Source organism: Cupriavidus sp. 207A1 (assembly GCF_057798955.1).
In genome coordinates, this window is sequence record NZ_JBYOJO010000007.1 from 309,893 (window position 1) to 336,363 (window position 26,471).

At 67.3% G+C, this 26,471-nt stretch carries 20 protein-coding genes and 2 tRNA genes; 12 read left to right on the top strand and 10 right to left on the bottom strand.

The features are described 5' to 3' along the window. Nucleotides 1–220 precede the first annotated feature (220 nt). A tRNA-Lys gene (locus AC3FMM_RS15655) sits at nucleotides 221–296 on the bottom strand. 141 nt (nucleotides 297–437) lie between these two features. Between AC3FMM_RS15655 and AC3FMM_RS15660 the strand changes: the two genes are divergently transcribed. Together AC3FMM_RS15660 and AC3FMM_RS15665 are read left to right on the top strand one after the other, a co-directional pair. Beyond that, nucleotides 438–1,346 carry a LysR family transcriptional regulator gene (locus AC3FMM_RS15660; protein WP_116312412.1) on the top strand — a complete coding sequence of 303 codons (909 nt, stop codon included), beginning with the start codon at nucleotides 438–440 and terminating at the stop codon, nucleotides 1,344–1,346. Nucleotides 1,347–1,485: 139 nt separating this feature from the next. Next, entirely contained in the window at nucleotides 1,486–2,874 is a 1,389-nt protein-coding gene (locus AC3FMM_RS15665; RefSeq protein WP_116312413.1) for an 8-oxoguanine deaminase, read from the top strand. A 134-nt stretch (nucleotides 2,875–3,008) separates the two neighbouring features. Here AC3FMM_RS15665 and AC3FMM_RS15670 read toward each other — a convergent pair. Then, a tRNA-Lys gene (locus tag AC3FMM_RS15670) sits at nucleotides 3,009–3,084 on the bottom strand. A gap of 227 nt (nucleotides 3,085–3,311) precedes the next feature. Here AC3FMM_RS15670 and AC3FMM_RS15675 point away from each other — a divergent pair. Further along, nucleotides 3,312–3,575, top strand: a complete 264-nt coding sequence (locus AC3FMM_RS15675; protein WP_018006788.1) for a DUF1488 family protein — start codon at nucleotides 3,312–3,314, stop codon at nucleotides 3,573–3,575. Between the two features lie 180 nt (nucleotides 3,576–3,755). On the opposite strand, the gene AC3FMM_RS15680 is transcribed toward AC3FMM_RS15675, so the two are convergent. The 5 genes from AC3FMM_RS15680 to folD all read right to left on the bottom strand — a co-directional run bounded on the left by AC3FMM_RS15680 (nucleotide 3,756) and on the right by folD (nucleotide 10,088). After that, nucleotides 3,756–5,549 carry a SulP family inorganic anion transporter gene (locus tag AC3FMM_RS15680; RefSeq protein WP_473703762.1) on the bottom strand — a complete coding sequence of 598 codons (1,794 nt, stop codon included), beginning with the start codon at nucleotides 5,547–5,549 and terminating at the stop codon, nucleotides 3,756–3,758. Nucleotides 5,550–5,568: 19 nt separating this feature from the next. Beyond that, a complete protein-coding gene (gene hpaR, locus AC3FMM_RS15685) occupies nucleotides 5,569–6,087 on the bottom strand; it encodes a homoprotocatechuate degradation operon regulator HpaR (RefSeq protein WP_116312415.1) in 519 nt (172 codons plus the stop codon). Between the two features lie 109 nt (nucleotides 6,088–6,196). Next, nucleotides 6,197–7,027, bottom strand: a complete 831-nt coding sequence (xth, locus tag AC3FMM_RS15690; protein WP_488686909.1) for an exodeoxyribonuclease III — start codon at nucleotides 7,025–7,027, stop codon at nucleotides 6,197–6,199. Beyond that, nucleotides 7,024–9,108 carry a M3 family metallopeptidase gene (locus AC3FMM_RS15695; RefSeq protein ID WP_488686910.1) on the bottom strand — a complete coding sequence of 695 codons (2,085 nt, stop codon included), beginning with the start codon at nucleotides 9,106–9,108 and terminating at the stop codon, nucleotides 7,024–7,026. Before AC3FMM_RS15695 ends, xth begins: the two co-directional genes overlap by 4 nt. 128 nt (nucleotides 9,109–9,236) lie before the next feature. Continuing rightward, the gene (gene folD, locus AC3FMM_RS15700) at nucleotides 9,237–10,088 is read right to left on the bottom strand and encodes a bifunctional methylenetetrahydrofolate dehydrogenase/methenyltetrahydrofolate cyclohydrolase FolD (protein WP_115680008.1); all 852 of its coding nucleotides are present in this window, start codon (nucleotides 10,086–10,088) and stop codon (nucleotides 9,237–9,239) included. 160 nt (nucleotides 10,089–10,248) lie between these two features. Between folD and AC3FMM_RS15705 the strand changes: the two genes are divergently transcribed. Beyond that, nucleotides 10,249–10,929, top strand: coding sequence for a hypothetical protein (locus AC3FMM_RS15705; protein WP_115680009.1), 681 nt, complete (start codon nucleotides 10,249–10,251; stop codon nucleotides 10,927–10,929). A gap of 102 nt (nucleotides 10,930–11,031) precedes the next feature. Here AC3FMM_RS15705 and AC3FMM_RS15710 read toward each other — a convergent pair whose 3' ends face one another. Beyond that, a complete protein-coding gene (locus tag AC3FMM_RS15710) occupies nucleotides 11,032–11,664 on the bottom strand; it encodes a response regulator transcription factor (protein ID WP_012352577.1) in 633 nt (210 codons plus the stop codon). A gap of 159 nt (nucleotides 11,665–11,823) precedes the next feature. Next, nucleotides 11,824–14,436, bottom strand: coding sequence for a PAS domain S-box protein (locus tag AC3FMM_RS15715; RefSeq protein ID WP_473703763.1), 2,613 nt, complete (start codon nucleotides 14,434–14,436; stop codon nucleotides 11,824–11,826). A 424-nt stretch (nucleotides 14,437–14,860) separates the two neighbouring features. Between AC3FMM_RS15715 and aceE the strand changes: the two genes are divergently transcribed. From aceE to lpdA, 4 genes are all read left to right on the top strand, one after another. Next, nucleotides 14,861–17,548 carry a pyruvate dehydrogenase (acetyl-transferring), homodimeric type gene (aceE, locus tag AC3FMM_RS15720; protein WP_111519763.1) on the top strand — a complete coding sequence of 896 codons (2,688 nt, stop codon included), beginning with the start codon at nucleotides 14,861–14,863 and terminating at the stop codon, nucleotides 17,546–17,548. Nucleotides 17,549–17,714: 166 nt separating this feature from the next. Next, nucleotides 17,715–19,376 (top strand): dihydrolipoyllysine-residue acetyltransferase, encoded by a 1,662-nt coding sequence (gene aceF / locus AC3FMM_RS15725; protein ID WP_115709079.1) that lies wholly within the window; start codon nucleotides 17,715–17,717, stop codon nucleotides 19,374–19,376. A 59-nt stretch (nucleotides 19,377–19,435) separates the two neighbouring features. Then, on the top strand, nucleotides 19,436–20,095 hold the full coding sequence (locus AC3FMM_RS15730) for an Ntn hydrolase family protein (RefSeq protein ID WP_115706649.1): 660 nt from the start codon (nucleotides 19,436–19,438) through the stop codon (nucleotides 20,093–20,095). Between the two features lie 33 nt (nucleotides 20,096–20,128). Continuing rightward, the gene (gene lpdA / locus AC3FMM_RS15735; protein WP_326346847.1) at nucleotides 20,129–21,913 is read left to right on the top strand and encodes a dihydrolipoyl dehydrogenase; all 1,785 of its coding nucleotides are present in this window, start codon (nucleotides 20,129–20,131) and stop codon (nucleotides 21,911–21,913) included. 357 nt (nucleotides 21,914–22,270) lie between these two features. On the opposite strand, the gene phaP1 is transcribed toward lpdA, so the two are convergent. Beyond that, entirely contained in the window at nucleotides 22,271–22,849 is a 579-nt protein-coding gene (phaP1, locus tag AC3FMM_RS15740) for a TIGR01841 family phasin PhaP1 (protein WP_115680014.1), read from the bottom strand. Between the two features lie 368 nt (nucleotides 22,850–23,217). Between phaP1 and AC3FMM_RS15745 the strand changes: the two genes are divergently transcribed. From AC3FMM_RS15745 to AC3FMM_RS15760, 4 genes are all read left to right on the top strand, one after another. Beyond that, complete coding sequence (locus AC3FMM_RS15745) at nucleotides 23,218–24,144, top strand: histone deacetylase family protein (RefSeq protein ID WP_488686911.1); 927 nt, start codon at nucleotides 23,218–23,220, stop codon at nucleotides 24,142–24,144. Then, complete coding sequence (locus tag AC3FMM_RS15750) at nucleotides 24,141–25,067, top strand: DMT family transporter (protein ID WP_116312422.1); 927 nt, start codon at nucleotides 24,141–24,143, stop codon at nucleotides 25,065–25,067. Before AC3FMM_RS15745 ends, AC3FMM_RS15750 begins: the two co-directional genes overlap by 4 nt. 83 nt (nucleotides 25,068–25,150) lie before the next feature. Further along, nucleotides 25,151–25,609 carry an acyl-CoA thioesterase gene (locus tag AC3FMM_RS15755; protein ID WP_112775448.1) on the top strand — a complete coding sequence of 153 codons (459 nt, stop codon included), beginning with the start codon at nucleotides 25,151–25,153 and terminating at the stop codon, nucleotides 25,607–25,609. A 16-nt stretch (nucleotides 25,610–25,625) separates the two neighbouring features. Continuing rightward, nucleotides 25,626–26,348 carry a nitroreductase gene (locus tag AC3FMM_RS15760; RefSeq protein WP_115680017.1) on the top strand — a complete coding sequence of 241 codons (723 nt, stop codon included), beginning with the start codon at nucleotides 25,626–25,628 and terminating at the stop codon, nucleotides 26,346–26,348. Nucleotides 26,349–26,471 lie beyond the last annotated feature (123 nt).

Consider the following 26,471-nt stretch of genomic DNA (forward strand, 5'->3'; position numbering starts at 1 on the left):
GCCGGCGCCTTGCGATAGTTCCGCGATACGGAACTATGTTCCACAATGGCGCCGGAGCGATTCAACCGGGAAAGCGCCTGCAGGGGAATTGGTGAGAACCCGCGTATCAAGAATCGGGCCGTGTTGCCGATCGCGCGCGTGGCCGGGATGGAGAGGCAAGCGTTAAGGCAGCGCCAAAGCAAAAAGCCGGAAGCAAGGCTTCCGGCTTTTCTGAATTCGCTGGTGGGGCGTGAGTGACTCGAACACTCGACCTACGGATTAAGAGTCCGCTGCTCTACCAACTGAGCTAACGCCCCAACGAAGAAAAAGATTGTAGCAAGGTATCGGATGCGGCGCAATAGCCTTTGCGGCATTTTTTGCGAAGCCTGACCGCTACAATGCCAGGCCGCCATCATGCGCCTCCGCGCCGGCATCGCATCCACCTGTTTGCCAGATCCATGCACGCCAGAGTCCTACGCTATCTCGACGAGGTCGTTCGCCGCGGTTCCATCCGCAAGGCGGCCGAGCACCTGCATGTGGCGCCGACCGCGGTCAACCGGCAGATCCTGGATCTGGAGGCCGAACTGGGCGCGCCGTTGTTCGAGCGCATCAACAAGCGCCTGCGGCTGACGCCGCTGGGCGAGATGGTGCTGGCCCATGTCCGCCAGACGCTGCGCGAGCACGACGCGCTGCGCGAGCGCATCGAGGACTTCAAGGGCGCGCGCCGGGGCGAGGTCACGCTGGCGGTGACGGCAGGCCTGGCGGGCTCGCTGATGCCGTCGCTGGTGCATGACTTCCGCCAGCGCTATCCGGGCATCGTGGTGCGCGTCAATGACCTGCCGGTGGCTGATATCGTGGCGGCGGTGGAGCAGGGCGATGCCGACCTGGGCCTGGGCTATGACCTGCCGGAACTGCCGGCCTTTCGTGCGCTGGCCAGCAGCGACTGGCAGATCGGTGCGGTAGTGCCGCCCGGCCATGCGCTGGCGGCGCGGCCATCGGTGCTGCTAAGCGAATGTGTCGGCTATCCGCTGATCCTGCCGGCGCCGTCGTTGTCGATCCGCGCCATCCTCGATGCGGCCTTTGCGCGCAATGCGATCGAGGTGTCGCCGGTGGCGGAGTCGACCTCGACCGTGCTGATCCGCCAGCTGGTGCTGCTGGGGACCGGCATTGCCCTGCTGAACCCGCTCGACGTGATGGAGGAGCGCGCGCGCCAGGCGCTGGTGTACGTGCCCTTGCGCGACCGCCACCTGCAGGGCCAGACGCTGACACTGGTGGCGCGCGCCGGCGGCCCACTCAACGCCGCGGCGGCGCTGATGGCCGAGCGCATCGGCGACGCGCTGGCGACGCTGTTCGCGCAGGCCCGCTGAGCCGGGCTTCTGGAAGATGTCCACTTTTTGTGGACAGGCTGCTCGGAATTCTGTGCTTGGGAAGAGGCAACGCGCCGCCGTAGACTGGCGGCGATCGTATCTGCCCTCAATCCCATCCGCTCACAGAAGGAATTCCGCCATGACCCTGATCGCCCTCAATGCCGACGTCCTGGTGACCATGGACGCCCAGCGCCGCGAGATCCGCGACGGTGCGCTGGTCGCCGAAGGCCCCGCGGTGCAATGGGTCGGCCCCACCGCGGAGCTGCCGCCGCAATACCGGCGCATGGTGGACGATGGCAGCGCGCAGGTGCTGGATATGCGCGGCCGCGTGGTCACGCCCGGGCTGGTCAACACGCACCACCACATGTACCAGAGCCTGACGCGCGCGGTGCCGGCGGCACAGGATGCCGAGCTGTTCTCGTGGCTGACCAACCTGTACATGCTGTGGTCGCACCTGACGCCGGAAATGATCGCGGTGTCGACCAAGACCGCGATGGCCGAGCTGATGCTGTCGGGCTGCACCACCACCAGCGACCACCTCTACCTGTTTCCCAATGGCTCGCGCCTGGACGATTCGATCGCCGCGGCGCAGGAGATGGGCATGCGCTTCCATGCGGCGCGCGGCTCGATGAGCGTGGGCCGCAGCAAGGGCGGCCTGCCGCCGGACGTGGTGGTCGAAGAGGAGGCCGCCATCCTGCGCGACAGCCAGCGGCTGGTGGAGCAGTACCACGACAGCGCGCGCCACGCGATGCTGCGCGTGGTGCTGGCACCGTGCTCGCCGTTCTCGGTGTCGCGCGACCTGATGCGCGAATCGGCGGTGATGGCGCGCCACTACGGCGTGTCGCTGCATACGCACTTGGCCGAGAACGACAACGACATTGCCTATTCGCGCGAGAAATTCGGCCTGACGCCGGCGCAGTATGCCGAGGACCTGGGCTGGGTCGGCCACGATGTCTGGCACGCGCACTGCGTCAAGCTGGACGACGAGGGCATCGCGCTGTTCGCCCGCACCGGCACTGGGGTGGCGCATTGCCCGTGCTCGAACATGCGGCTGGCATCGGGCATTGCGCCGGTGCGTGCCATGCGCGATGCGGGCGTGCCGGTGGGGCTGGGCGTGGACGGCAGCGCGTCGAACGACGGCGCGCATATGCTTGGCGAGGCGCGCCAGGCGATGCTGCTGCAGCGGGTCGGCTACGGTCCGGCCGCGATGAGCGCGCGCGAGGCGCTGGAAATCGCCACGCTGGGTGGCGCGCGCGTGCTCAACCGCGACGATATCGGCGCGCTGGCGCCGGGCATGTCGGCGGACTTCGTCGCCTTCGACCTGGCGTCGGTCGGGTTTGCCGGCGCCGGCCATGACCCGGTGGCGGCGCTGGTGTTCTGCACGCCGGCCAATGTCGCGGCCAGCGTGATCAATGGCAGGGAAGTAGTGCGCGACGGCGAGCTGCTGACGGCCGACCTGCCCGCGGTGCTGCTGCGCCATCGCGCGCTGGCGCGCACGCTGTTCGAGCGGGCCAGCGTTGGCGCGTGACACAGTGCCGTTGCGGCGGGGGCGGTGGCCTCTGCCGCAACGGATCGGTGCGGTCCGGGCCGCCCAGGGCAAAAGGCCGTTGCCAAAAGCAAAAGGCCGGAAGCATTGCTGCTTCCGGCCTTTTTTGTATTCGCTGGTGGGGCGTGAGTGACTCGAACACTCGACCTACGGATTAAGAGTCCGCTGCTCTACCAACTGAGCTAACGCCCCAACGAAGAACGAGATTCTAGCATGATTTCCGGCGCTGTCAATTGCCTGACGCAATTGCCATGGCAAGCTACGCGCACGAGCCCTGCGTGCGAAGGGGGTGTGCGACGGAACCGAACGGCGGTCGCGGTGGTCTTCCGAATGAACCCTATCGCATAGGGTTCTACCCATACGATTTTGCCGGAGCCATGTTAGGATGTTTCTCCACTTGCATATGGAGGGCTGCACCGATGGATATCAAATTCCAAGAGCAAGAGCGCTACGACATCAATAACGAAGGCTTGTTGTTCCAGGCACTTGTCAATGGCGAGAAGGTGACTTGCGTGGTGACACGCGAAGCACTGTGGGAAGGTTTCAGCGCCGACCAGGTGCTGTCACTTGAAGAAGCATTCCGCGCCGGCCGCGAAACCATCGAACGCGCCGCCGTGGTGCTGATCGAGCAGGGCGCGCCGCAGCCTATCGTCGTCAAGCGCGCCCACGTGGCGCCGATCTGATGCAGATGGATGCCCCGGCCCGCCCCAGGCAAGCCGCGGGCGCCCATCTGGCATCAGGGTTCAGAGCATAGGCCGTCCGGCCTTGCTTGCCAGCCGGCACCGCCGGCGCAGGCAATCCCCAGTTTCTTCCGTTTTTTTCCGCCGTGACCGTGGCGAAGCGCGCCTGTGCGGGCGCTGCGCTCATGGCTGCGCGGACGCGGCCGTCGCTGCCGTGGCGCCAGGCCGCGACGCGCATTCCTCGAAGATGCGCACGGTGCAGCGGGCGCAGACTTCCGGCGACAGTTGTCCGATGATGGTGTGCAGCGCCTGCCGCTTGGTCGGGAACACATGGTCGGCGCCGAGCTTGTCGGTAAAGCCGGTCTGCGCCCAGGTCTGCAGCACCTGCGTGCGCGGCCGGTGGAAGTACAGGTCGCCGCCGAGCGCGCGCCGCTCGCTCAGCTCGTATTCCCACATTTCCGCGCCGGCGAGGTCGATGAAATTCATGCTCTTGGTCATCGCCAGCAGGTGGGTCTGGCCGGGATTGACGGTGCGCAGCCAGTGCAGGCGGTCGGTCACGTATTGCACCGCGCCGAAGTAGATCGCACCCTCCATGCGCAGCAGCTTGAGCTGCGGACATTCCGGCTGCGGACGGCGCAGCTCGTCCAGCGGCGTGAAGCGCCGGCCGGGATCGTCGGCATCCGGCACCAGGCTGCGCACCGCGGGCCGCGAGGTGCGGTACAGGTAAGCCACCAGCGACAGCACGGTGCCGAGCAGCACCGCCATTTCCAGCCGGATCACCAGCGTGGCGGCAAAGGTGCCGATGGCGATCGCGAATTCGGTGCGGCTGAGCGTGAAGATGCGGCGCAGCCGCGCGATGTCGAGCAGGCCCCACGCCACCAGCAGCAGCATCGCCGCGATCGCCGCCATCGGGATCTGCGCCAGCAGCGGCGCGCTGACCGCGACCAGCGCCACCAGCCACAGCGCCGAGAACACGCTCGCCAGCGGCGTGCGCGCGCCGGCCTCGAAGTTGGGCACCGAGCGGTTGAGCGAGCCGCACGAGATATAGCCGGAGAAGAAGCCGCCCGCGATATTCGACAGGCCCTGGCCGATGAACTCGCGGTTGGCATCGACATGCTGGCCCGAGCGCAACGCCACCGCCTTGGCGATCGAGATCGACTGGCCCAGCGCGACGATGGTCAGCGCCGCGGCGATGCCCAGCAGGTCGGGCAGCTTGCGCCAGTCGACGTCCGGCACCTGGAAGTGCGGCAGCGCCGACGGAATCGGCCCCACGACGTTGACGTGGTGGCCGCCAGACTGGTTCAGCCACAGCGCCACGCCATAGCCGGCCAGCAGGCCCAGCAGCATGAACGGCAGGCGCCGCCACAGCCGCTTGCACAGCAGCGTCACCGCCAGCGTGACCGCGCCCACCATGGCCGCGTCCCAGTTGATGGCGTCGGCATGCTCGAACAGATGGCGCAGCACGCCGAAGGCGCTGGTGCCGGTCGGCACCGACAGGCCGAACAGGTCCTTCAGCGCGTACAGGCCGATCAGCGTCGCCGCGCCGCAAGTAAAGCCGAGCAGCACCGACGGCGAAATAAAGTTGGCCAGCGAGCCCAGCCGCAGCGTGCCCACCGCGAGTTGCATCACGCCGACCACGATGGTCACCGCCAGCGCCAGGCCGATATAGGCCGGGCTGCCCGCGAACGCGAGCGGGCTCAGCATCGCGAACAGTGCCAGCGAGTTGGCGTTGGTCGGTCCTGACATGACGTGCCAGCTCGAACCGAACAGAGCCGCCACGATGCACGGCACCACCGCGCTGTAGATGCCGTACTGCGGCGGCAGGCCGGCGAGCGTGGCGAACGCCACCCCCTGCGGCAACACCAGCACGGCGCCGAGCAGTCCCGCCACCAGGTCGGCGCGCAGCGTGGTCGAGTCGACGCGCTGGCTCCAGGGGAACAGGCGTGGCAGCAGGGATGCGGTGGTGGGCGCGGGCATCGGCGGAAAACGGCGCTGGCTAGCGGGCTTCGCCACCGCGTTCGGAGGGCGGCAAGGCGGCTGAGGCTGGCGCAGTGGATTGAGGTGTGGCCTGCTGCGGGCCCAGGCTCGCCAGCATGGCGTCGAGCGCGCGATAGACCTCGGCCAGGCGCTCGGCCCCCAGCTGCTGCGCGAGCTGCTGGTAGCGGGCGTCGATCAGTGGTTCCATCTGCGCGATGACGTCGCGCGCGGCATTGGTCAGGTTGACCAGCTGGCGGCGCTGGTCGGTGGCCGAGCGCGTGCGTGCCACCAGCCCGGCGTCTTCCATGCCCGCCAGCATGCGCGTCAGGCTGGGGCTCAGGATCAGGCAGGCCTCGGCGAGCTGGTTGGGCTCCATCGGCCCGCGCTCGTTGAGCGTGCGCAGCACGCGCCATTGCTGCTCGGTCACGCCGAACTGCCGCAGGATCGGCCGGAAGCCGGCCAGCAACGCTTCGCGCGCTTGCAGCAGCAGGTGGGGGAGATTGCGATGGCGAAACATGGCCTGGCTGGGAGGGCTCATGCCCGCAGTGTAGCGGGCACGGCCGGGCGCGGCGAGCGGGGCTTGCCCGGGCTTGCCTGAATCGGCGCCATGCCCCAGCGCGGCCGGCAGGCGCGCACGCCGCGCAGGGTCAGCCGCAATGCAGCGTCGCCACCACCGGGGTGTGGTCGGATGGCTGCTCCCAGGTGCGCGGCACACGGTCGATCACGCACGCGCTGCACTGCTCGGTCAGCGCCGGCGACAGCAGGATATGGTCGATGCGCAGGCCGGCATTGCGCCGGAACGCCAGCATGCGGTAGTCCCACCACGAGAATGCCTTGTCCGGTTGCTCGAACTTGCGGAACGCATCGGCCAGGCCAAGTTCGAGCAGCGCGGCAAAGGCGGCACGCTCGGGCGGCGAGACCAGGTTCTGGCCTTCCCACTTGGCCGGATCGTGCACGTCGCGGTCTTCCGGCGCGATATTGAAGTCGCCCAGCAGCGCCAGCCGCGGGTGGCGCGTCATTTCCTCGCGCAGCCACGCGGTCATCGCTTCGAGCCATTGCAGCTTGTAGGCGAACTTGTCCGAGTCGGGCGCCTGCCCGTTGGGGAAATAGGCGCAGACCAGGCGCAGGTCGCCATAGGTCGCGGCGATCACGCGCTGCTGCGCGTCCTCGAAACCGGGGATGTTGCGCACCACGTCGACGGGGCCGGGCATGCTCGCGTCGCGCGCCAGGATGGCGACGCCGTTGTACGTTTTCTGGCCGGTGTAGACGCTGTGGAAGCCGGCATTTTCCAGTTCGGCCAGCGGGTACTTGTCGTCGGGCAGCTTCAGTTCCTGCAGGCACAGCGCGTCGATCGGCGCGCCGGCCTGGTCCTGCTCGGCCAGCCACTGCAGCACCTGCGGCAGGCGCACCTTCAGCGAATTGACGTTCCAGCTGGCAATGCGCAGCGGGCCCTGGCCCGGCAGTCCCAGCGCGCTCATGCGGCCATCCCGCCGTGGCGCAGCAGCGCGTCGATCTGCGGCGCGCGGCCGCGGAACGCCACGAACGAGGCCATCGCCGGCCGGCTGCCGCCCACCGACAGGATCTCGCGCTGGTAGCGCGCGCCGGTTTCGCTGTCGAGGACCGTGCCCGACAGCTGCGCGGCCTCTTCGAACGCCGCGTAGACATCGGCCGACAGCACCTCGGCCCACTTGTAGCTGTAATAGCCCGCCGCATAGCCGCCGGCGAAGATATGGCTGAAGGTGTTAGGCCAGCGCGACAGCGGATGCTGCGGCACCACGTGCACGCGGTCATTGATCTGGCGCGACAGCTCCAGCACCGAGGTGGCACCGGCCGGATCGAAATCGGTATGCAGGTGCATGTCGAACGACGAGAACACGATCTGGCGCAGCGTCATCATGCCGTTCTGGAAGTTCTTGGCCGCCAGCATGCGGTCGAACAGCGCACGCGGCAGCGGCTCGCCGGTGTCGACATGCTGCGTCATGCCGGTCAGCACTTCGTACTCCCAGCAGAAGTTCTCCATGAACTGCGACGGCAGTTCCACCGCGTCCCACTCCACGCCGTTGATGCCCGACACGCCGAGTTCGCCCACCTGCGTCAGCATGTGGTGCAGGCCGTGGCCGAACTCGTGGAACAGGGTGATGACCTCATCGTGTGTGAACAGCGCGGGCTTGTCGCCGACCGGAGCCGAGAAGTTGCAGGTCAGGTAGGCCACCGGGGTCTGCACGCCGCCATGCTCGAGCACCTTGCGCCCGCGGGCGTCGTCCATCCACGCGCCGCCGCGCTTGCCTTCGCGCGCGTACAGGTCGATGTAGAACTGGGCCAGCAGCGTGCCATCGGGGGTGCTGACGCGGAAGAAGCGCGCGTCGGGGTGCCAGGTCTGCGCCTGCTCGGGCTGGATGCTCACCGAGAACAGCTTCTGTACCACGCCGAACAGGCCCTCCAGCACCTTGGCTTCCGGGAAATACTGCTTGACCTCGTGTTCGGAGAACGCATAGCGCTGCTGGCGCAGCTTCTCCGAGGCATAAGCCACGTCCCACGGTGCCAGCTCGGGCAGGCCAAGCTCGGCCGCGGCGAAGGCCTTCAGCTCGGCCCAGTCCTGTTCGGCATAGGGGCGCGCCTTGACCGCGAGCTCGTCGAGGAACTTGAGCACCTCGGCCGGAGATTCGGCCATCTTCGGCACCAGCGAGACTTCGCCATAGCACTGGTAGCCCAGCATCTGCGCCTCTTCGCGGCGCAGGGCCAGCTGCTCGCGCATATTGGCGGTGTTGTCCCAGTCGGCCTGGCCCTGCCCGTGCTGCGGCCCGAGCTCGGACGCGCGCGTGACGTTGGCCTCGTACAGGGTCTGGCGCAGCGCGCGGTCGTCCGCGTACTGCAGCACGGGGAAGTAGGAGGGGAAGTGCAGCGTGAACTTCCAGCCGGCCCTGCCATCCTTTTCCGCGGCATGGCGGGCGGCTTCACGGGCATCGTCGGGCAGGCCGGACAGGCGCGTCTCGTCCTCGATGATCAGCGCGTAGGCGTTGGTGGCATCGAGCACGTGGTCGGAGAAGGCCTTGGACAGCTGGGCCTGCTGCTCCTGGATCTCGGCAAAGCGGGGCTTCCTGTCTTCGGGCAGTTCGGCGCCGCCCAGGCGGAAGCCGCGCAGCTCGTTCTCGATCAGCTGGTGGCGCGCCGCGCTCATGCCGGCGAACTCGGGGCTGGCCGCCAGTGCCTTGTATTTGTCGTACAGCGCCAGGCTCTGGCCGAGCGACGACCAGAACTCGGTCATGCGCGGCAGGTTCTCGGCATGCGCCTGGCGCAGCTCGGGCGTATCGGCGACGGCGCTGAGGTGGCTGACCACGCCCCAGGCGCGGCCCAGCGGCTCGGTGGCGGCTTCCAGCGCCTGCACGGCGTTGGCCCAGTCAGCGGGCGTGGCGGGATCCTGGGCGCGGGCGACGGCCTGTTGCGCGCGTTCCAGCAGCACATCGAGGGCGGGGCTGATGTGCTCCGGCCGGATCTCGGCAAAGCGGGGCAGGTCGGAAAAGTCCAGCAGCGGATTGGTAGCGTTGGCGGCGTGGTCCATGGCGTGGTCTCGGTTGGCTGCTCGGTTGGCTGGTCTTGGTCAGGCGATATTCCCGCAGATGGGGCCGGGGCGGTGGATTTTCCAGTGCCCCGGGTGGCGCATCGGGCGCCGGCGGCAAGCCCGGGAGGTCAGCCCGCGGCGCGCTCGGCGGCTTCCAGCGTGTTGATCAGCAGCATGGTGATGGTCATGGGCCCGACCCCGCCCGGTACCGGCGTGATGTAGCCGGCGACTTCGCGCACGCCGGCGAAGTCGACATCGCCGCACAGCTTGCCGTGGTCATCGCGGTTCATGCCGACATCGATCACCACCGCGCCGGGCTTGACCATGTCGGCCGTGATCAGGTTGCGCTTGCCGACCGCGGCCACCACCACGTCGGCGTCACGGGTGTGGGCGCCGATATCGCGGGTCTTGCTGTTGCAGATGGTGACGGTGGCGCCGGCCTGCAGCAGCAGCATCGCCATCGGCTTGCCGACGATATTGGAGGCGCCCACCACCACGGCGCGTGCGCCGCGCAGCGGGTACTGGATCGATTCCAGCATCTTCATGCAGCCGTAGGGCGTGCACGGGCGGAACAGCGGGGCGCCGGTCATCAGCGCGCCAGCGTTGGCCACGTGGAAGCCGTCGACGTCCTTTTCCGGGGCGATCGCTTCGAGCACCTTGTGGCTGTCAATGTGCTTCGGCAGCGGCAGCTGCACCAGGATGCCGTGGATGCGGGGATCGCGGTTGAGCGCGTCGATGCGGGCCAGCAGGTCGGCCTCGGACAGGTCGGCCGGATAGCGGTCCAGCGACGAATGGAAGCCGTTGTCCTCGCAGGCCTTGACCTTGTTGCGCACATAGACCTGGCTGGCCGGGTCTTCGCCCACCAGCACCACGGCCAGGCCGGGCTGGTGGCCGCGTTCGGTCAGGCGGGCGGCGCGCTGGGCGGCTTCGGAGCGGATTTGCTTGGCAAGGGCGTTGCCGTCGATCAGTTGGGCAGGCATGGGAGGCAGGACGGGGTGATGGCGAGAAGGTGACGGCGCCGGCCAGCGCAGGCGCGCGGCAGGGCCAAAGGCGGAATTATAAGGGTTGCGCGGGCCCTGTCGCACGGAGCTTGACCGCCGGCAGCCATCGCGCTGGCCAGGTACTGGTAGCATCGGCCGCATGCCTACCGCGCTTGCCTCGACGCTATCCGATCCGCTGCTGGTGCTGCTGTCCGTGTGCGGGCTGCTGTGGGCGCTGACGCGCCGGCCCTGGCGGCTGCTGCGCCGCGATGCGCTGCAGAATGCCTGGCTGGGCGCGATGCTGCTGGTCGCGCTGCTGTGGACGGTGCGCGCGACGCTGGCAGGCGGCATGGTGATCCAGCTGCTCGGCGCCACGCTGATGGTGACGCTGTTCGGGCTGCCGCTGGCGCTGCTGTCGCTGTTCGCCGCGGACGTGGTCTCGCTGCTGGGGCTGGAGTACCTGGCCGGGCACGGCTGGAGCCAGTTCGACTGGGCCGCGCTATGGGTGCGCTACGTGTGGCTGGCGCTGCTGCCGGCGCTGCTCTCGGCGGGCCTGCAGGCGGCGATGCGGCGCCTGCTGCCGCGCCATCCGTTCGTATTCATCCTGGGGCACGGGTATTTCACCGCCGGCCTGGCCGCGCTTGGGGCCGGGACGGCGCAGGCGGCCTGGCGCTACCTGGCCATGCCGGGACAGCCACTGAGCCTTGCCGACACCTTGCTCGGGGCCGTGATCCTCGCCTTCGGCGAGGCCTTCCTCACCGGCATGCTGGTCGCAGTGCTTGTGGTCTATCGGCCACAGTGGGTGGTGACCTTCCGCGACGAGGATTACCTCGGGCGCTGAGCGGTGGGCGGCAGGGCGTGGGGAAGTGGCGTGGGGAAGTGGCGCAGCGGGGCGCAGGTGCGGCCCACGGCCGCACCGTGCAAGGGGGCGGGCGCCAGCCGCTCAGCTGTTGCGCGACAGCGCCAGGCGCAGCAGGTCGGCGACGGTGTTGACGTTGAGCTTTTCCATAATGTTGGCGCGGTGCGCCTCCACGGTCTTGATGGAAATGCCCAGGTCGTCGGCGATCTGCTTGTTCAGGCGGCCGGCCACGATGCGCTCCAGCACCTGCTGCTCGCGCGTGGTCAGCTTGCCCAGCAGGTCCTTGGCGGCGCGCTGCTCACGCGCGGTCGAGTGGTCGGTGCGGGCCTTCTGCAGCATGCGCTCGACCAGCGCGCGCAGCTCGGACTCGTCGAAGGGCTTTTCGATAAAGTCGATGGCGCCGCGCTTCATCGTCGATACCGCCATCGGCACGTCGCCGTGGCCGGTGATGAAGACGATCGGAATGTCGATCTGCTCGGCCAGCATGCGCTCCTGCAGCTCGGGCCCGCTCATGCCGGGCATGCGCACGTCCAGGATCAGGCAGGACACCTGGCTGGCGTCGTAGGCGGCGAGGAACTGCTCGGCGCTGGTAAAGCTGCGCACCTGATAGCCATTGCCCTCCAGCAGCCAGGTCAGCGAGTCGCGCATGGCTTCATCGTCGTCGACGATGAACACGGTCTCGCCGCGGTGGGGCGTGGGGTTTGGCGTTGCGGTCATGTAGTCTCCTCGGGACAACAATTCATTGCTGCGAAGTGTAACCGGCAGCGGCCCCCTGTGGCGAGACAGGCCCCCCACGTCGGAGGGGAAGCGGCGCCGCCGGCGCCAGGCATCCGATGATGCGCAAGGGTGCGCGTGGCCCGCGCGCGCGGGCTCTGCTTATTCGGCCACGGCTTCGGCCGGCGCCGCCTGCAGCGGCAGCATGATCTTGAATGTACAACCGATGCCGTCGACATTGTTCTCGACCCACAGCCGGCCCTGGTGCGACTCGATGATCGAGCGGCAGATGTTCAGCCCCATGCCCATGCCGTCGGACTTGGTGCTGAAGAACGGCTCGAACAGCCGCTCCTTGGTGGCCTCGTCGACGCCCGGGCCCTGGTCGATCACGTCGATATGGACGTTGTCGCCGATCTCGCCTGGCTCGACCCGCGCGTGCAGCCGCACCACGCCGCCGGCGCGCATCGCCGGCAGCCCGGCCATGGCCTCGACCGCGTTCTTGAGCAGGTTCACCAGCACCTGTTCGATCAGCACCGGATCGACATAGACCGTCAGCGGCGGCGCCGGCAGCCGGGTCAGGATGGTGACGCGGCGGCGCGTGGCCTCCAGGTCGGCCAGGCCCACCGCGTCGGCGACGATGTCGTGCAGCGCGGCCTCGCGCCGCTGCGGCTGGCTGCGCTTCACGAAGCCGCGGATGCGGCTGATGATGGTGCCGGCCCGGACCGCCTGCGCCGAGGTCTTCTCCAGCACCGGGATCAGGTCCTCGGGCGTGCTGCGCCCCGAATGCAGCCGCGCCACCGCGCCCATGCAGTAGTTGTTGATCGCCGCCAGCGGCTGGTTCAGCTCGTGCGCCAGCGACGATGCCATCTCGCCCATGGTGGTCAGGCGGCTGGTGAACTGCAGGCGCTCTTCATGCTGGCGCGCCATTTCCTCGGCGGCCTTGCGCACGGTGATGTCGGTGGCGATCTGCATCTGCGCCAGGTGGCCGTCGACCCACTGGATATAACGGCGGCGCACTTCGAACCATTTCTGCATGTCGGGCACGAACACCTCGCGCGCATCGGAGGCGTACGGCATCAGCTCGGAGGCGGGCAGGCCGGCATAGGCATCGACATAGTCGGTGTTGTCGCTGGAAACCTGGTCCTTGTCGAGCTCGTCGCCGGCCAGCTTGACGTGGCCCTCGGCCTCCCAGCCGAACAGCTGGCGGTAGTAGCGGTTGGCGAACAGCAGCTCGGCCTTGTCGGTGGCCAGCACCGACACCGCGGCGTCAAGGCTTTCCAGCACGGTGGTGAAGCGGTCGTGCGCGGCGGCCAGTTCCTCGCGCGCGCGCTTGGGCTCGGTGATGTCCGTCATCGAGCTCATCCAGCCGGTATGGCGGCCGCGGCTGTCGACCAGCGGCGACACGTACATGCGGGCATAGAAGCTGCTGCCGTCGCGGCGCATCACGCGCATCTCGTAGCCGCCGGCGGGCGACTTGCCCTGCAGCGTCAGGTCGATCTGCTTCTGCATCTCCTGCTGGTCGTTGGGCGGCCAGTAGGGGAAGGGCGGCAGGCGCCCGACCAGGTCGTTCTCCTGCCAGCCGGTCATGCGGCAGAAGGCCGGGTTGACGTAGGTGATGCGGCCGTTCAGGTCGAGTGCGCGCAGGCCGATCAGCATCGAGTTTTCCATCGCGCGGCGGAACGAGGTCTCGGCCAGCAGCGCGCGCTGCGCCTCGGAGCGGCGGCTGGTGTGCCGCCACATGCTCCACAGGCTCCACAGCAGGAAGCAGGACAACCCCACCACCAGCCACAGCAGCATGTTGTTGGGCAGGTTCGATGCCGGCGGGTAGGCGTCGGCGCGCAGCGACAGCGAATGGCCCGGCGGGTCGAGCAGCACCTCGTACGACAGCGCGTTGCCCGGCACCGGCCGCAGCGAGGTGCTGGCTCGGGTCTGGTTGTTCTTGTCGATCAGCGAGAAGCGGTAGCGCTCGGTCAGCTCGGGCGGCAGCAGGTGGGTCAGGATGCCGTTGATCGAATACAGCGCGCCCAGCGTGCCGAGGAACTCGTTGTCGCGCACGATCGGCACTTCCATCAGCATGAAGCTGTCGCCGCGCTCGTTGACCAGAGGGCGCGAGTAGACCACGCGCTGGGTCTCGCGCGCGGCGTCGAAGGTGTCGAGCACTTCGGGCTCGAGCGGCTGGTCCTGGTTCTCGCGCAGACGGCTGGCGAATTCGGAAGTCGACGGCAGCGACCAGCGCCCGCGCTTGGTGGCGTCGAGCCAGTTGATGAAGACGATCTCGGGGTTCTCGCGCAGGATTTCCTGCGCCGCGGTGCGGTAGGCACCTTGCTCCAGCTGCGCGGCGGCGATGTCGCGCGCGAGCGAGGCCAGCTGGTCCTGGTTGCTCAGCAGCGACAGGCGCACGCGCTGCTGCGCCCACGCCGCGTCGCGGTACAGCGCGTCGCGCTGCTGCTGGCGTTCGGTCTCGTGCAGCGACCACAGGATCACGCCCATGGCCACGGTGAAGAGCACAATGGCAACCAGCGGGATAAACATGAACCAGCTGGTGGCGACCAGGTTGCGCCAGCGCAGCCACCACAGGCCGCGCGGCGGCGCGACCGGGACGCCGTCGTCCGGTCCCAGCGCTTCGATCGGCCCCAGGCCGGCCGCCGGAGAAGGCGCATGCGGGACCTGCGCGGACTCGCCGCCGGCGGCCTTGGCTGTACCCGACGCATCGGAGGGAAGCATGGCTGCACGCAGGCTGCGGAAAAGACGGTCGAGGCGGTTGAAAAACGGCATGGGAGGGATTGACGGCTGACCGGCCAGTGTACCGAGATTATTGCGGTGCGTCGCTTGGGGAAAGCGCCAATGAAATCCCGGCGCCGCGTGCCGGCGCTGGCAGGATGGAGGCACGGGGCATGCGGCTTGGGCTGTGATTCTTGGTGCGCTGCCGCATAATTCCACATTATAAAAAACGATATCGCAATTTGAAAATTTCCCTTGTGCTCGCCATTGGGCTTCCATAGAATCGGTCCGACCCAAGAATGCGGGCGGTAGCCATGCGCCTGCCGCGCGGAGAAACCGGAACAGGTTTCCCGGCGGCGGCCCCGATGCAAGGCGGCAATGGCGCCGATCTCCGCAAGTCGGTGCGAGTCATACGTTGAGTCGTGTCCGGCGCTGCCAGCGCGGACGCGGAAGCCAAGAATTCACCCAGGAGACAGTCATGTCCGCCGTACCAGAGCAGATCCTCGGCGCCTCGAGCGCCAACGACGCCGATCCCCAGGAAACCCATGAATGGCTCGACGCCCTGCAGGGCGTGCTGGCCGCGGAAGGCCCGGCGCGTGCCGCCTTCCTGATCGACAAGCAGATCGAATACGCACGCGTGAACGGCGTGACCCAGCCGTTCCACGCCGAGACGCAATACATCAACACCATCCCGGTCGAGCAGCAGGCCCGCATCCCCGGCGACCAGGACATCGAGCACCGGATCCGCTCGTACACCCGCTGGAACGCCATGGCGATGGTGCTGCGCGCCAACAAGCACACCAATGTCGGCGGCCATATCTCGTCGTTTGCCTCGGCGGCTACGCTGTACGACGTCGGCTACAACCACTTCTGGCGCGCGCCGTCGGAGCAGAGCGGCGGCGACCTGGTCTTCGTGCAGGGCCACTCGGCGCCGGGCGTGTACTCGCGCGCCTTCCTGCTCGGTCGCCTGACGCCCGACCAACTCGATAACTTCCGCCAGGAAGTCGACGGCAAGGGCATCTCGTCGTACCCGCACCCGTGGCTGATGCCGGACTTCTGGCAGTTCCCGACGGTGTCGATGGGCCTGGGCCCGATCATGGCCATCTACCAGGCCCGCTTCATGAAGTACCTGGACAGCCGCGGCCTGGCCAAGGCCGGCGACCGCAAGGTCTGGGCCTTCCTGGGCGACGGCGAGACCGACGAGCCGGAATCGCTGGGCGCGATCGGCATGGCCGGCCGCGAAAAGCTCGACAACCTGGTCTTCGTCATCAACTGCAATCTGCAGCGCCTGGACGGCCCGGTGCGCGGCAACGGCAAGATCATCCAGGAACTGGAGTCCGAGTTCCGCGGCGCCGGCTGGAACGTGATCAAGGTGGTGTGGGGCAGCAAGTGGGACGCGCTGCTGGCGCGCGACACCAAGGGCCTGCTGATGAAGCGCATGATGGAATGCGTGGACGGCGAGTACCAGACCATGAAGGCCAAGGACGGCGCCTACGTGCGCGAGCACTTCTTCAACACGCCCGAGCTCAAGGCGATGGTCGCCGACTGGTCCGACGAGGACATCTGGCGCCTGAACCGCGGCGGCCACGACCCGCACAAGATCTACGCCGCCTACAAGGCCGCCAGCGAGCACAAGGGCCAGCCCACGCTGATCCTGGCCAAGACCATCAAGGGCTATGGCATGGGCGACGCCGGCCAGGCCATGAACGTCGCGCACCAGCAGAAGAAGATGCCGGTCGACGCGATCCGCAAGTTCCGCGACCAGTTCAACATCCCGGTCGCCGACGACAAGCTGGAAGAAGTGCCGTACATCACCTTCGAGGAAGGCTCGAAGGAACTGGAATACATGCGCCAGGCGCGCATGAACCTGGGCGGCTACCTGCCGGCGCGCCGCCAGAAGGCCGAAGCGCTGCAGGTGCCCGAGCTGAAGGCGTTCGAAGCGCTGCTCAAGGCCACCGGCGAAGGCCGCGAAGTGTCCACCACCATGGCCTTCGTGCGGATCCTGAACACGCTGCTGAAGGACAAGCAGATCGGCAAGCACGTGGTGCCCATCGTCCCGGACGAGTCGCGCACCTTCGGCATGGAAGGCCTGTTCCGCCAGGTCGGCATCTGGAACCAGGAAGGCCAGAAATACGTGCCGGAAGACCATGACCAGCTGATGTTCTACAAGGAATCGCAGACTGGCCAGGTGCTGCAGGAAGGCATCAACGAAGCCGGCGCCATGTGCGACTGGATCGCTGCCGCGACGTCGTACTCGACCCACGGCGTGCAGATGATCCCGTTCTACATCTACTACTCGATGTTCGGCATCCAGCGTATCGGCGACCTGTGCTGGGCCGCCGCCGACATGCGCTCGCGCGGCTTCCTGCTGGGCGGCACCGCCGGCCGCACCACGCTGAACGGCGAAGGGCTGCAGCATGAAGACGGCCATTCGCACGTGTTCCACGCCGTCATCCCGAACTGCATCTCGTACGACCCGACCTTCCAGTACGAGCTGGCGGTGATCATGCAGGACGGCCTGCGCCGCATGTACGCCGAGCAGGAAGACGTCTACTACTACCTGACGGTGATGAACGAGAACTACGAGCACCCGGAAATGCCGGCTGGCGTAGAGCAGGACATCGTCAAGGGCATGTACCAGTTCCGCAAGGGCGTCGAGAACAGCAACGCGCCGCGCGTGCAGCTGCTGGGCTCGGGCACGATTTTCCGCGAGGTGATCGCCGCCGCCGAGCTGCTGAAGAAGGACTGGGGCGTCGAATCCGACCTGTGGGGCTGCCCGAGCTTCACCGAGCTGGCGCGCGACGGCCAGGCCGCCGAGCGCTACAACCTGCTGCATCCGGCCGAGACCCAGCGCGAAGCCTTTGTCACGCAGAAGCTGAAGTCGGCGCGCGGCCCGGTGATTGCCTCGACCGACTACGTGCGCACCTTCGCCGAGCAGATCCGTCCGTACGTGCCGCGCCGCTACGTGGTGCTGGGCACCGACGGCTTCGGCCGCTCGGACACGCGCGAGAAGCTGCGCCACTTCTTCGAAGTGGACCGCTACTGGGTCACGCTGGCCGCGCTCAAGGCGCTGGCCGACGAAGGCGCGATCGGCCGCGACAAGGTCGCCGAGGCCATCAAGAAGTACAACCTCGACCCGAACAAGCCCAACCCGATGTCGGTCTGATCCGGCAGCCTGCACCCACCCCCGCAGTACGGCAACGCCGTGCCGCGGGCGCCCCGGCACAGTCCCGATGGCGCCTTGCGGCATGGCGGCGTGACAGAAGCGGGCGGCGAAGGTAATCTCGCCGCTTGCGGATGTCGCGCGTGCCGGCCTGCTCAGGAGACACTGAATGAGTCAAGCAATTGAAATCAAGGTGCCGGATATCGGCGACTATGACGCCGTCCCCGTCATCGAAGTGCATGTGAAACCCGGCGACAGCATCAACGCGGAAGACGCGCTGGTGACGCTGGAATCGGACAAGGCCACCATGGACGTGCCCTCGCCGCAGGCCGGCGTGGTCAAGGACGTCCGCATCAAGGTGGGCGACAACGTGTCCGAAGGCTCGGTGCTGGTGATGCTCGAAGCGGCGAACGAGGCCTCCGCGGCACCGTCCGCCGCCGCGCCCGCTCCGGCGCCTGCCGCCGCGGCACCTGCGCCCGCTCCCGCGCCGGCACCTGCTCCCGCGGCTGCGCCTGCCGCCAGCGGTGGCGGCACCGTCGAGGTCAAGGTGCCCGATATCGGCGACTACGATGCCGTGCCGGTCATCGAAGTCCACGTCAAGCCGGGCGACACCATCAACGCCGAAGACGCGCTGGTGACGCTGGAATCCGACAAGGCCACCATGGACGTGCCGTCGCCGCAGGGCGGCGTGGTCAGGGAAGTCAAGGTCAAGGTTGGCGACAATGTGTCCGAAGGCACGCTGCTGCTGATCCTGGAAGGCGCCGCCGGCGCGGCCGCCGCACCGGCTCAGGCTGCCGCGGCGGCCCCGGCCGCAGCCAGCGCGCCCGCCCCGGCGCCCGCCCCCGCGGCTGCCCCCGCTCCGGCAGCAGCGCCTGCCGCCGTGCCGGCCGTCGCTGGCGTAAGCGGCAAGGCCGCCCATGCCAGCCCCTCGGTGCGCAAGTTCGCGCGCGAGCTGGGCGTCGACGTGTCGCGCGTGGCCGGCACCGGCCCCAAGGGCCGCATCACCCAGCAGGACGTGCAGAGCTACGTCAAGGGCGTGATGACCGGCCAGGCCGCCGCGCCGGCCCAGGCCGCCCCGGCTGGCGGCGGCGGTGGCGAGCTTGGCCTGCTGCCGTGGCCGAAGGTCGATTTCACCCGCTTCGGCGAGGTCGAAAGCAAGGCCCTGTCGCGCATCAAGAAGATTTCCGGCGCCAACCTGCACCGCAACTGGGTCATGATCCCGCACGTCACCAACCATGACGAAGCGGACATCACCGAGCTGGAAGCCTTCCGCGTGCAGCTGAACAAGGAAAACGAGAAGTCCGGCATCAAGGTGACCATGCTGGCCTTCATGATCAAGGCCACGGTCGCGGCGCTGAAGAAGTTCCCGAACTTCAATGCCTCGCTCGATGGCGACAACCTGGTGCTGAAGAAATACTTCAACATCGGTTTTGCCGCCGACACCCCGAACGGCCTGGTCGTGCCGGTGATCAAGGACGCCGACAAGAAGGGCGTGCTGGAGATCAGCCAGGAAATGAGCGAGCTGGCCAAGCTGGCGCGCGACGGCAAGCTCAAGCCGGACCAGATGCAGGGCGGCTGCTTCTCGATCTCGTCGCTGGGCGGCCTGGGCGGTACGTACTTCACGCCGATCATCAATGCGCCGGAAGTGGCCATCATGGGCGTGTGCAAGTCGTTCCAGAAACCGGTGTGGGACGGCAAGCAGTTCGTGCCGCGCCTGACGCTGCCGCTGTCGCTGTCGTGGGACCACCGCGTCATCGATGGTGCCGAGGCCGCGCGCTTCAACACGTACTTTGCGCAATTGCTGGCGGACTTCCGCCGTATCCTGCTCTAACTCGGCAGCGCACACCGGCATTGCCGGTGTGCGCCCAAGCCTGACGATAGGAGCGAGCCATGACTACCTGTGTTGTCGTCAAGAAGGGCGCCGAGGTGGCGATCGCGGCGGACGCGCTGGTCACCTTCGGCGATACGCGGCTGTCGCGCGCGTATGAGCGCAACCAGAAGGTCTTTCCGGTCGGCGACGGCTTTATCGCGCTGGCCGGGACGACCGCGCACTTCCCGGTCATGCGCACGCTGCTGGCGGGCCTGGGCGAGGAATGCAGGCTGGGCTCGCGCGACGACGTGTTCCGCACCTTCCTGAAGGTGCACGAGAAGCTGAAGACGGACTACTTCGTCAACACCAAGGAAGACGATGACGATCCCTACGAGTCGTCGCAGATCGTATGCCTGATCGCCAATCCGGCGGGCATCTTCGGCGTCTACTCGTACCGCGAGGTGTTCTCGTTCGACCGCTTCTGGGGCATCGGCTCGGGCCGCAACTACGCGCTGGGCGCGATGCATGCGGTCTATGACCGGCCGGACCTCGGCGCGGGCGAGATCGCGCGCATCGGCGTCGATGCCGGCGTGGAGTTCGACAAGAGCTCGTCGGGACCGATCGAGATGCACACGGTGCGGCTGCACCAGGAAGACGCCGCGGCGGCACTCGCCGACGATGCCGCGGGCGGCGAGCCGGCGGCCGGCGACGCAGCAACCAACAACGACGGCGCGCCCTGAAGCCGAGAGGCGGGCGCGCATAGAGGAGCAAATATGAGTGTGATCGAAGTCAAGGTGCCGGATATCGGCGATTTCGACGCGGTTGAAGTGATCGAGGTGCTGGTCAAGGCCGGCGACACGGTCGAGGTGGAGCAGTCCCTGATCGTGCTGGAGTCCGACAAGGCCAGCATGGATGTGCCGTCGTCGGCCGCCGGCAAGGTGGTCGACGTCAAGGTCAAGGTCGGCGACAAGGTGGGCCAGGGCGCGGTGATCTGCACCATCGAGGCCCAGGCTGGAGCAGCCGCCGCGCCGGCGCAAGCCCCGGCCCCGGCACCCGCGCAGGCCCCTGCGCCCGCGCCCGCCGCAGCGCCCGCCCCGGCGGCCGCCAGCCATGCCGGCGGTGCCGATATCCAGTGCGAGATGCTGGTGCTGGGTGCCGGCCCTGGCGGTTACTCGGCCGCCTTCCGCGCCGCCGACCTGGGCATGAACACCGTGCTGGTGGAACGCTACAGCACGCTCGGCGGGGTCTGCCTGAACGTGGGCTGCATCCCGTCCAAGGCGCTGCTGCACAACGCCGCGGTGATCGACGAGGCCAAGGCGCTGGCCGCCCACGGCATCCTGTTCGGCGAAGCCAAGATCGACCTGGATGGCCTGCGCCACTACAAGAACCAGGTGGTGGGCAAGCTGACCGGTGGCCTGGCCGGCATGGCCAAGGCGCGCAAGGTTCAGGTGGTGCGCGGTATCGGCAACTTCCTCGACCCGCACCACCTGGAAGTCGAACTGACCGAGGGCGAGGGCAAGCGCAGCACCGGCAAGAAGACCGTGATCCGCTTCGAGAAGGCCATCATCGCCGCCGGCAGCCAGGCGGTGAAGCTGCCCTTCATCCCGGAAGACCCGCGCATCGTCGACTCGACCGGCGCGCTGGAATTGCCGGAAGTGCCCAACAAGATGCTGGTCATCGGCGGCGGCATCATCGGCCTGGAAATGGCCACGGTGTACAGCACGCTGGGCGCCGACATCGATGTCGTCGAAATGCTGCCCGGCCTGATGAACGGCGCCGACCGCGACCTGGTCAAGGTCTGGGAAAAGAAAAACAAGGACCGCTTCGGCAAGGTGATGCTGAACACCAAGACGGTCGCGGTGGAAGCCAAGCCGGACGGTATCTACGTCAGCTTCGAGGGCGAAGCCGCACCGGCCGAGCCGCAGCGCTACGACCTGGTGCTGGTGTCGGTGGGCCGCTCGCCCAACGGCAAGCGCATCAGCGCCGAGAAGGCCGGCGTTGCCGTGACCGAGCGCGGCTTTATCGATGTCGACAAGCAGATGCGCACCAACGTGCCGCACATCTACGCGATCGGCGATATCGTCGGCCAGCCGATGCTGGCGCACAAGGCCGTGCACGAAGCGCACGTGGCGGCCGAAGCCGCGCATGGCGAGAAGGCTTACTTCGACGCCAAGCAAATCCCGTCGGTGGCCTTTACCGATCCGGAAGTGGCCTGGGCCGGCCTGACCGAGGACGAGTGCAAGGCGCAGGGCATCAAGTACAGCAAGGGCGTGTTCCCGTGGGCCGCTTCGGGCCGCGCCATCGCCAACGGCCGCGACGAGGGCTTCACCAAGCTGATCTTCGACGAGGAAACGCACCGCGTGATCGGCGGCGGCATCGTCGGCACGCATGCCGGCGACCTGATCAGCGAAGTGTGCCTGGCGATCGAGATGGGCGCCGACGCGGTGGATATCGGCAAGACCATCCATCCGCACCCGACGCTGGGCGAGTCGATCGGCATGGCGGCCGAGATCTACGAAGGCACTTGTACCGACGTGCCGCCGCCGCGCAAGCGCTGAGGCGCTGTCCGCTGCGATGACAAGGCCCGCCGTGATGGCGGGCTTTGTTTGGCGCGGTTTTGCAATTAACCGCCTTAACTTGTCAACGCCAATGCGTGGCGGCTTGCAGCGAGAGGGGAAAAGGGGGAAAGGCTGCCTGGGGAGAGATCAAAAAAAACCCGACCTGTAGAGGTCGGGTTTAACGATACCTTTGGACAAGGAGACCGCGGTACCGAGGAGACATCGGCAGACAAGGCAGCGCCGGGCCGGTCGGTCATGGCACTCCCTTCATCGTTGGCAAAGCCCACCGCCTGCGCAGGGCGTCGATGGGCTTTGCCAACGGACCGGCCGGGGCCGGTCCATCTTCAAAGCAGGCTATCAGGCAGCAGCGGCCTTCTTCGCCGTTGCCGTGCGGGCCGTGGCGCTGGCTTGCTGGGCAGCCTTGGTGGCAGCCGTGGCGGCGGCCTGGAAGTTGGTTTCAGCGATTTCGACCGCTTGCTTGGTCGCCTTCTGCACCGACTCGTAGGCGTTGTTGGCAGCGGAGATTGCCGACTTCACGATCGCCACGGTCGATTCCGAACCGGCCGGGGCGTTCTTGGCGAAGTTCTCGACCAGAGCCTGGACGTTCTTCGAGCCTTCGGCCAGCTGGGCCTCGGCCACCTTGGCGAATTCGCTCTGGGTTTCCGAAGCGATTTCGTACAGGTGACGGGTGTAGGCCAGGGTCTTTTCGGCGACCGGCTGCACGGCCGCGGCCTGGATCGCCAGCAGTTCCTGCGCGTCCTTGGCCGACAGCGCCTTCTTGGCGTTGTCCACGCCTTCGGCGAAGCTGGTCTTGACGACCTGCAGGTTCAGTTCGACGAGCTTTTCGACGCCTTCAAACGCCTTGGTGGTCAGGCCGAACAGCGTTTCGAGGTTAGCCTTTTGTGCTGCTGCGACTTGTTCCGGGGTGAGGATCATTGCTGGTCTCCAGTGGTGAACTTCAAGGTCAAGCAAATTAAGCCGCCTAGATGTCAGGGCCGTGACGGTGTTTCGCCGTTTCGGCCAGCCCAGGCGTGTGGGTGGGTCAGGGCGTCAATCCGTTTGTTTGTTCGTTTGTGCGCCGCAACAAGTCGTATTTTAGGGACAGCCAAATCAATGTCAAGGAGATTTTGTGCATCGCACAAAATCCGGTTCCACCGTGCTTGCGGCAAGTGGCGTGGTAGCCATCTCGGCCCCCCGGCAATGCCCGGACAGGGGTGCTACCATGCCAGGCTGCCCGCGCCGGTACGGCCGGCCGAGGCCGAAACACCAACAAGATGTGAACAGGATCGCCCAGGCCTCATTCCATGCTCGCTTTCTACGCCGACCACTTCGTGCTGCCGCTGCCGCCAGGACATCGCTTCCCCATGCGCAAGTACAGCATGCTGCGCGACGCGGTGTCGGCCCAGGTGCCGGGGCTGCGCCTGTCCGAGGCGCCGCGTGCCGGCGACGATGCGCTGCTGCTTGCACACACCGCGGAATACGTAGAGGCGGCCTCGGCCGGCACGCTCGACCCGGCGCGCCAGCGCGAGATCGGCTTTCCGTGGTCCGAAGCGATGGTGGAACGCTCGCGCCGGTCGGCGGGCGCCACCATCGAGGCCTGCCGCAGTGCGCTGCGTGAAGGCATAGCCGTGAACCTGGCGGGCGGCACGCACCACGCGTATGCGGACAAGGGCGGCGGCTTCTGCGTCTTCAACGATGCCGCGATCGCTGCACGCGTGCTGCAGCGCGACGGCGCGGTGCGCCGCGTGGCAGTGATCGACCTTGACGTGCATCAGGGCAACGGCACCGCATCGATCCTGCACGGCGACTCATCGGTATTCACGCTATCGCTGCATGGCGAGAAGAACTATCCGTTCCGCAAGGAAGCAAGCGACCTCGACGTCGGCCTGCCGGATGGCTGTGACGACGAGGTCTACGCGCAGGCGTTGCAGACAGCGCTGGACACGCTGTTCCGCCGCTTCCAGCCCGACCTGCTGATTTACCTGGCGGGCGCGGACCCGCACGAGGGCGACCGGCTCGGGCGGTTGAAGCTGACCATGGCTGGCCTGGCACGGCGCGACCGCCTGGTGTTCGACGCCGCGCAAGCACGCCGGCTGCCGGTGGCGGTGACCATGGCGGGCGGCTACGGCAACCAGATCGAAGACACCGTTGCCGTCCATGCGCAGACGGTGCGGCTCGCCGCGCAATATCACGCCCGGTACGCGCCACTTGCCGAGCGGCTTGCATCATGAGCGAGGCGATCGAGTCGGGCCGCAGCGGTGCGGCCAACCCGCGTGCCACGCTGTGGGTGGCATCGATGCCGTGGCTGTTCGTGCTGATCTGGAGCACCGGCTTTATCGTCGCCAAATACGGCATGCCGTATGCGGAGCCGATGACCTTCCTGTTCCTGCGCTTTGCCGGCGTGCTGGTGTTGATGGTGCCGTTCGTGCTGCTGGCGCGCGTGCCGCTGCCGCGCGTGACGGGATCGACCGCAACCGACTGGCGCGCGGTGGGGCATATCGCGGTGGCCGGCCTGCTGCTGCAGGCGGGCTACCTTGGCGGCGTCTGGGCCGCGATCAAGCTAGGCATGCCGGCAGGCGTATCGGCGCTGATCGTCGGCATGCAGCCTATCCTGACCGCGCTGATCGCCACGCGCATGGGCGAGCGCATCGGCGCACGCCAGTGGCTGGGCCTGCTGCTGGGCATTGCCGGCGTGGCGCTGGTGGTGGCCAACAAGCTCGGTACCAGCGGCTTGACGCCGGCCAGCCTCGCCCTGGCAGGCGGTGCGTTGTTCAGCATCACCGTGGGCACGGTCTACCAGCGGCATTTTTGCCCGGTGTTCGACCTGCGCATGGGTTCGGTGATCCAGTTCGCCGCGGCGGCGCTTGCCTGCGTGCCGTTCATGTTCCTGTTCGAGACGCGGGAGGTGCAGTGGACTGCCGCCATGCTCGGCGCGCTGGCGTGGTCGGTGGTGGCGTTGTCGATCGGCGCGATCTCGCTGCTGTTCCTGCTGATCCGCCAGGGTGCGGCCACCCGGGTGTCCAGCCTGATGTACCTGACCCCGCCTACCACGGCGGTGATGGCCTGGCTCTTGTTCGGCGAGCGCTTCCCGCCGCTGGCTGCCGCTGGCATGGTGCTGGCCGCGCTGGGTGTCGCGCTTGTCATCCGTCGCTAGCGGCCGCGCGTTCGTATCGCGTAGGCCGCTGGTTCAGAATATTCGCATTTCGTACTGCCTCGCTTCTGTCCCTCTCTCGCCCCATGAAACCGCAAGCCGAATCGCGCAGTGCCTATCCGTACTTCCAGCCGATCACCACGCGTTGGATGGACAACGATGTCTATGGCCACGTTAACAACGTTGTCTACTACAGTTATTTTGACACCGTGGTGAATACCTACCTGATCCGGCAAGGCGTGCTCGATGTTACGTCGGGCGACACCATCGGACTGGTGATCGAGACGCAGTGCAACTACTTCTCGTCGCTCAGCTTTCCCGAGACCGTGGTAGCGGGTTTACGCGTAGCCAGGCTGGGCACGTCGAGCGTGCGCTATGAGGTCGGCCTGTTCAGCGGCGACAACGAAGTCGCTGCCGCGCAAGGGCATTTCATCCACGTCTATGTCGATCGCGCTACGCGCCGGCCGGTACCGCTGCCGGGCGCGTTGCGCGAAGCGCTGCTGCCGTTGGCGGCGGCGGGCGCGGTGACGGGCGCGCGGGAATAGGACGGGGCAACAGGAGATGAACAAGATGTCCCACGAGAAGCAACTCGGCTCGCAGGATGCCGTGGACTGCGTGGATCGTGCGATCCTGACGCGGCGTTCGGTGCGGGCCTTTCTCGATACGCCCGTGCCGCGCAGCACCGTGGAAGAGATCCTGGCGGTGGCCAGCCGCGCACCGTCCGGTACCAACACGCAGCCGTGGCGCGTCTATGTGCTGTCGGGCGAGGCCAAGGCCAAGCTGTGCGCCGATGTGCTCGCCGCCTATGAAGATCCCGAGCGCGACAGCAAGTATCGGGAGGAGTACCCGTACTATCCGCGCGAATGGGCCGACCCGTATCTGTCGCGGCGGCGCAAGGTGGGCTGGGACCTGTACGGGCTGCTCGAGATCAGCCGCGAGGACAAGGCGCGCATGCACGAACAGCATGCGCGCAACTTCCGTTTCTTCGATGCGCCGGTCGGCATCATCTTTACCATCGACCGCATCATGGAGCAGGGCAGCTGGCTCGACTACGGCATGTTCCTGCAAAGCATCATGGTCGCCGCCCGGGCACGCGGGCTCGATACCTGCCCGCAGGCGGCGTTCACGCAGTTCCACAAGATCATCGCCAGCCACTTGCGGCTGCCACCGGAGGAAATGGTGGTGTGCGGCATGTCGCTGGGTTTTGCCGATCCGGAGGCTGTCGCAAACCGCCTCACCACGGAACGTGAGCCGGTCAGCGGGTTTGCGCGTTTTCTCTCATAGTGAAATTTGTTTCAACATGTAACGATGGGCGCCGATATCTCAAGAGACTTTCCGTATTGGCTTCGTCGCTGCAAAGGGGTAGCAAGGGTGAGCCGGACTGCGCTTGGGTCGAGCGCACGGGAG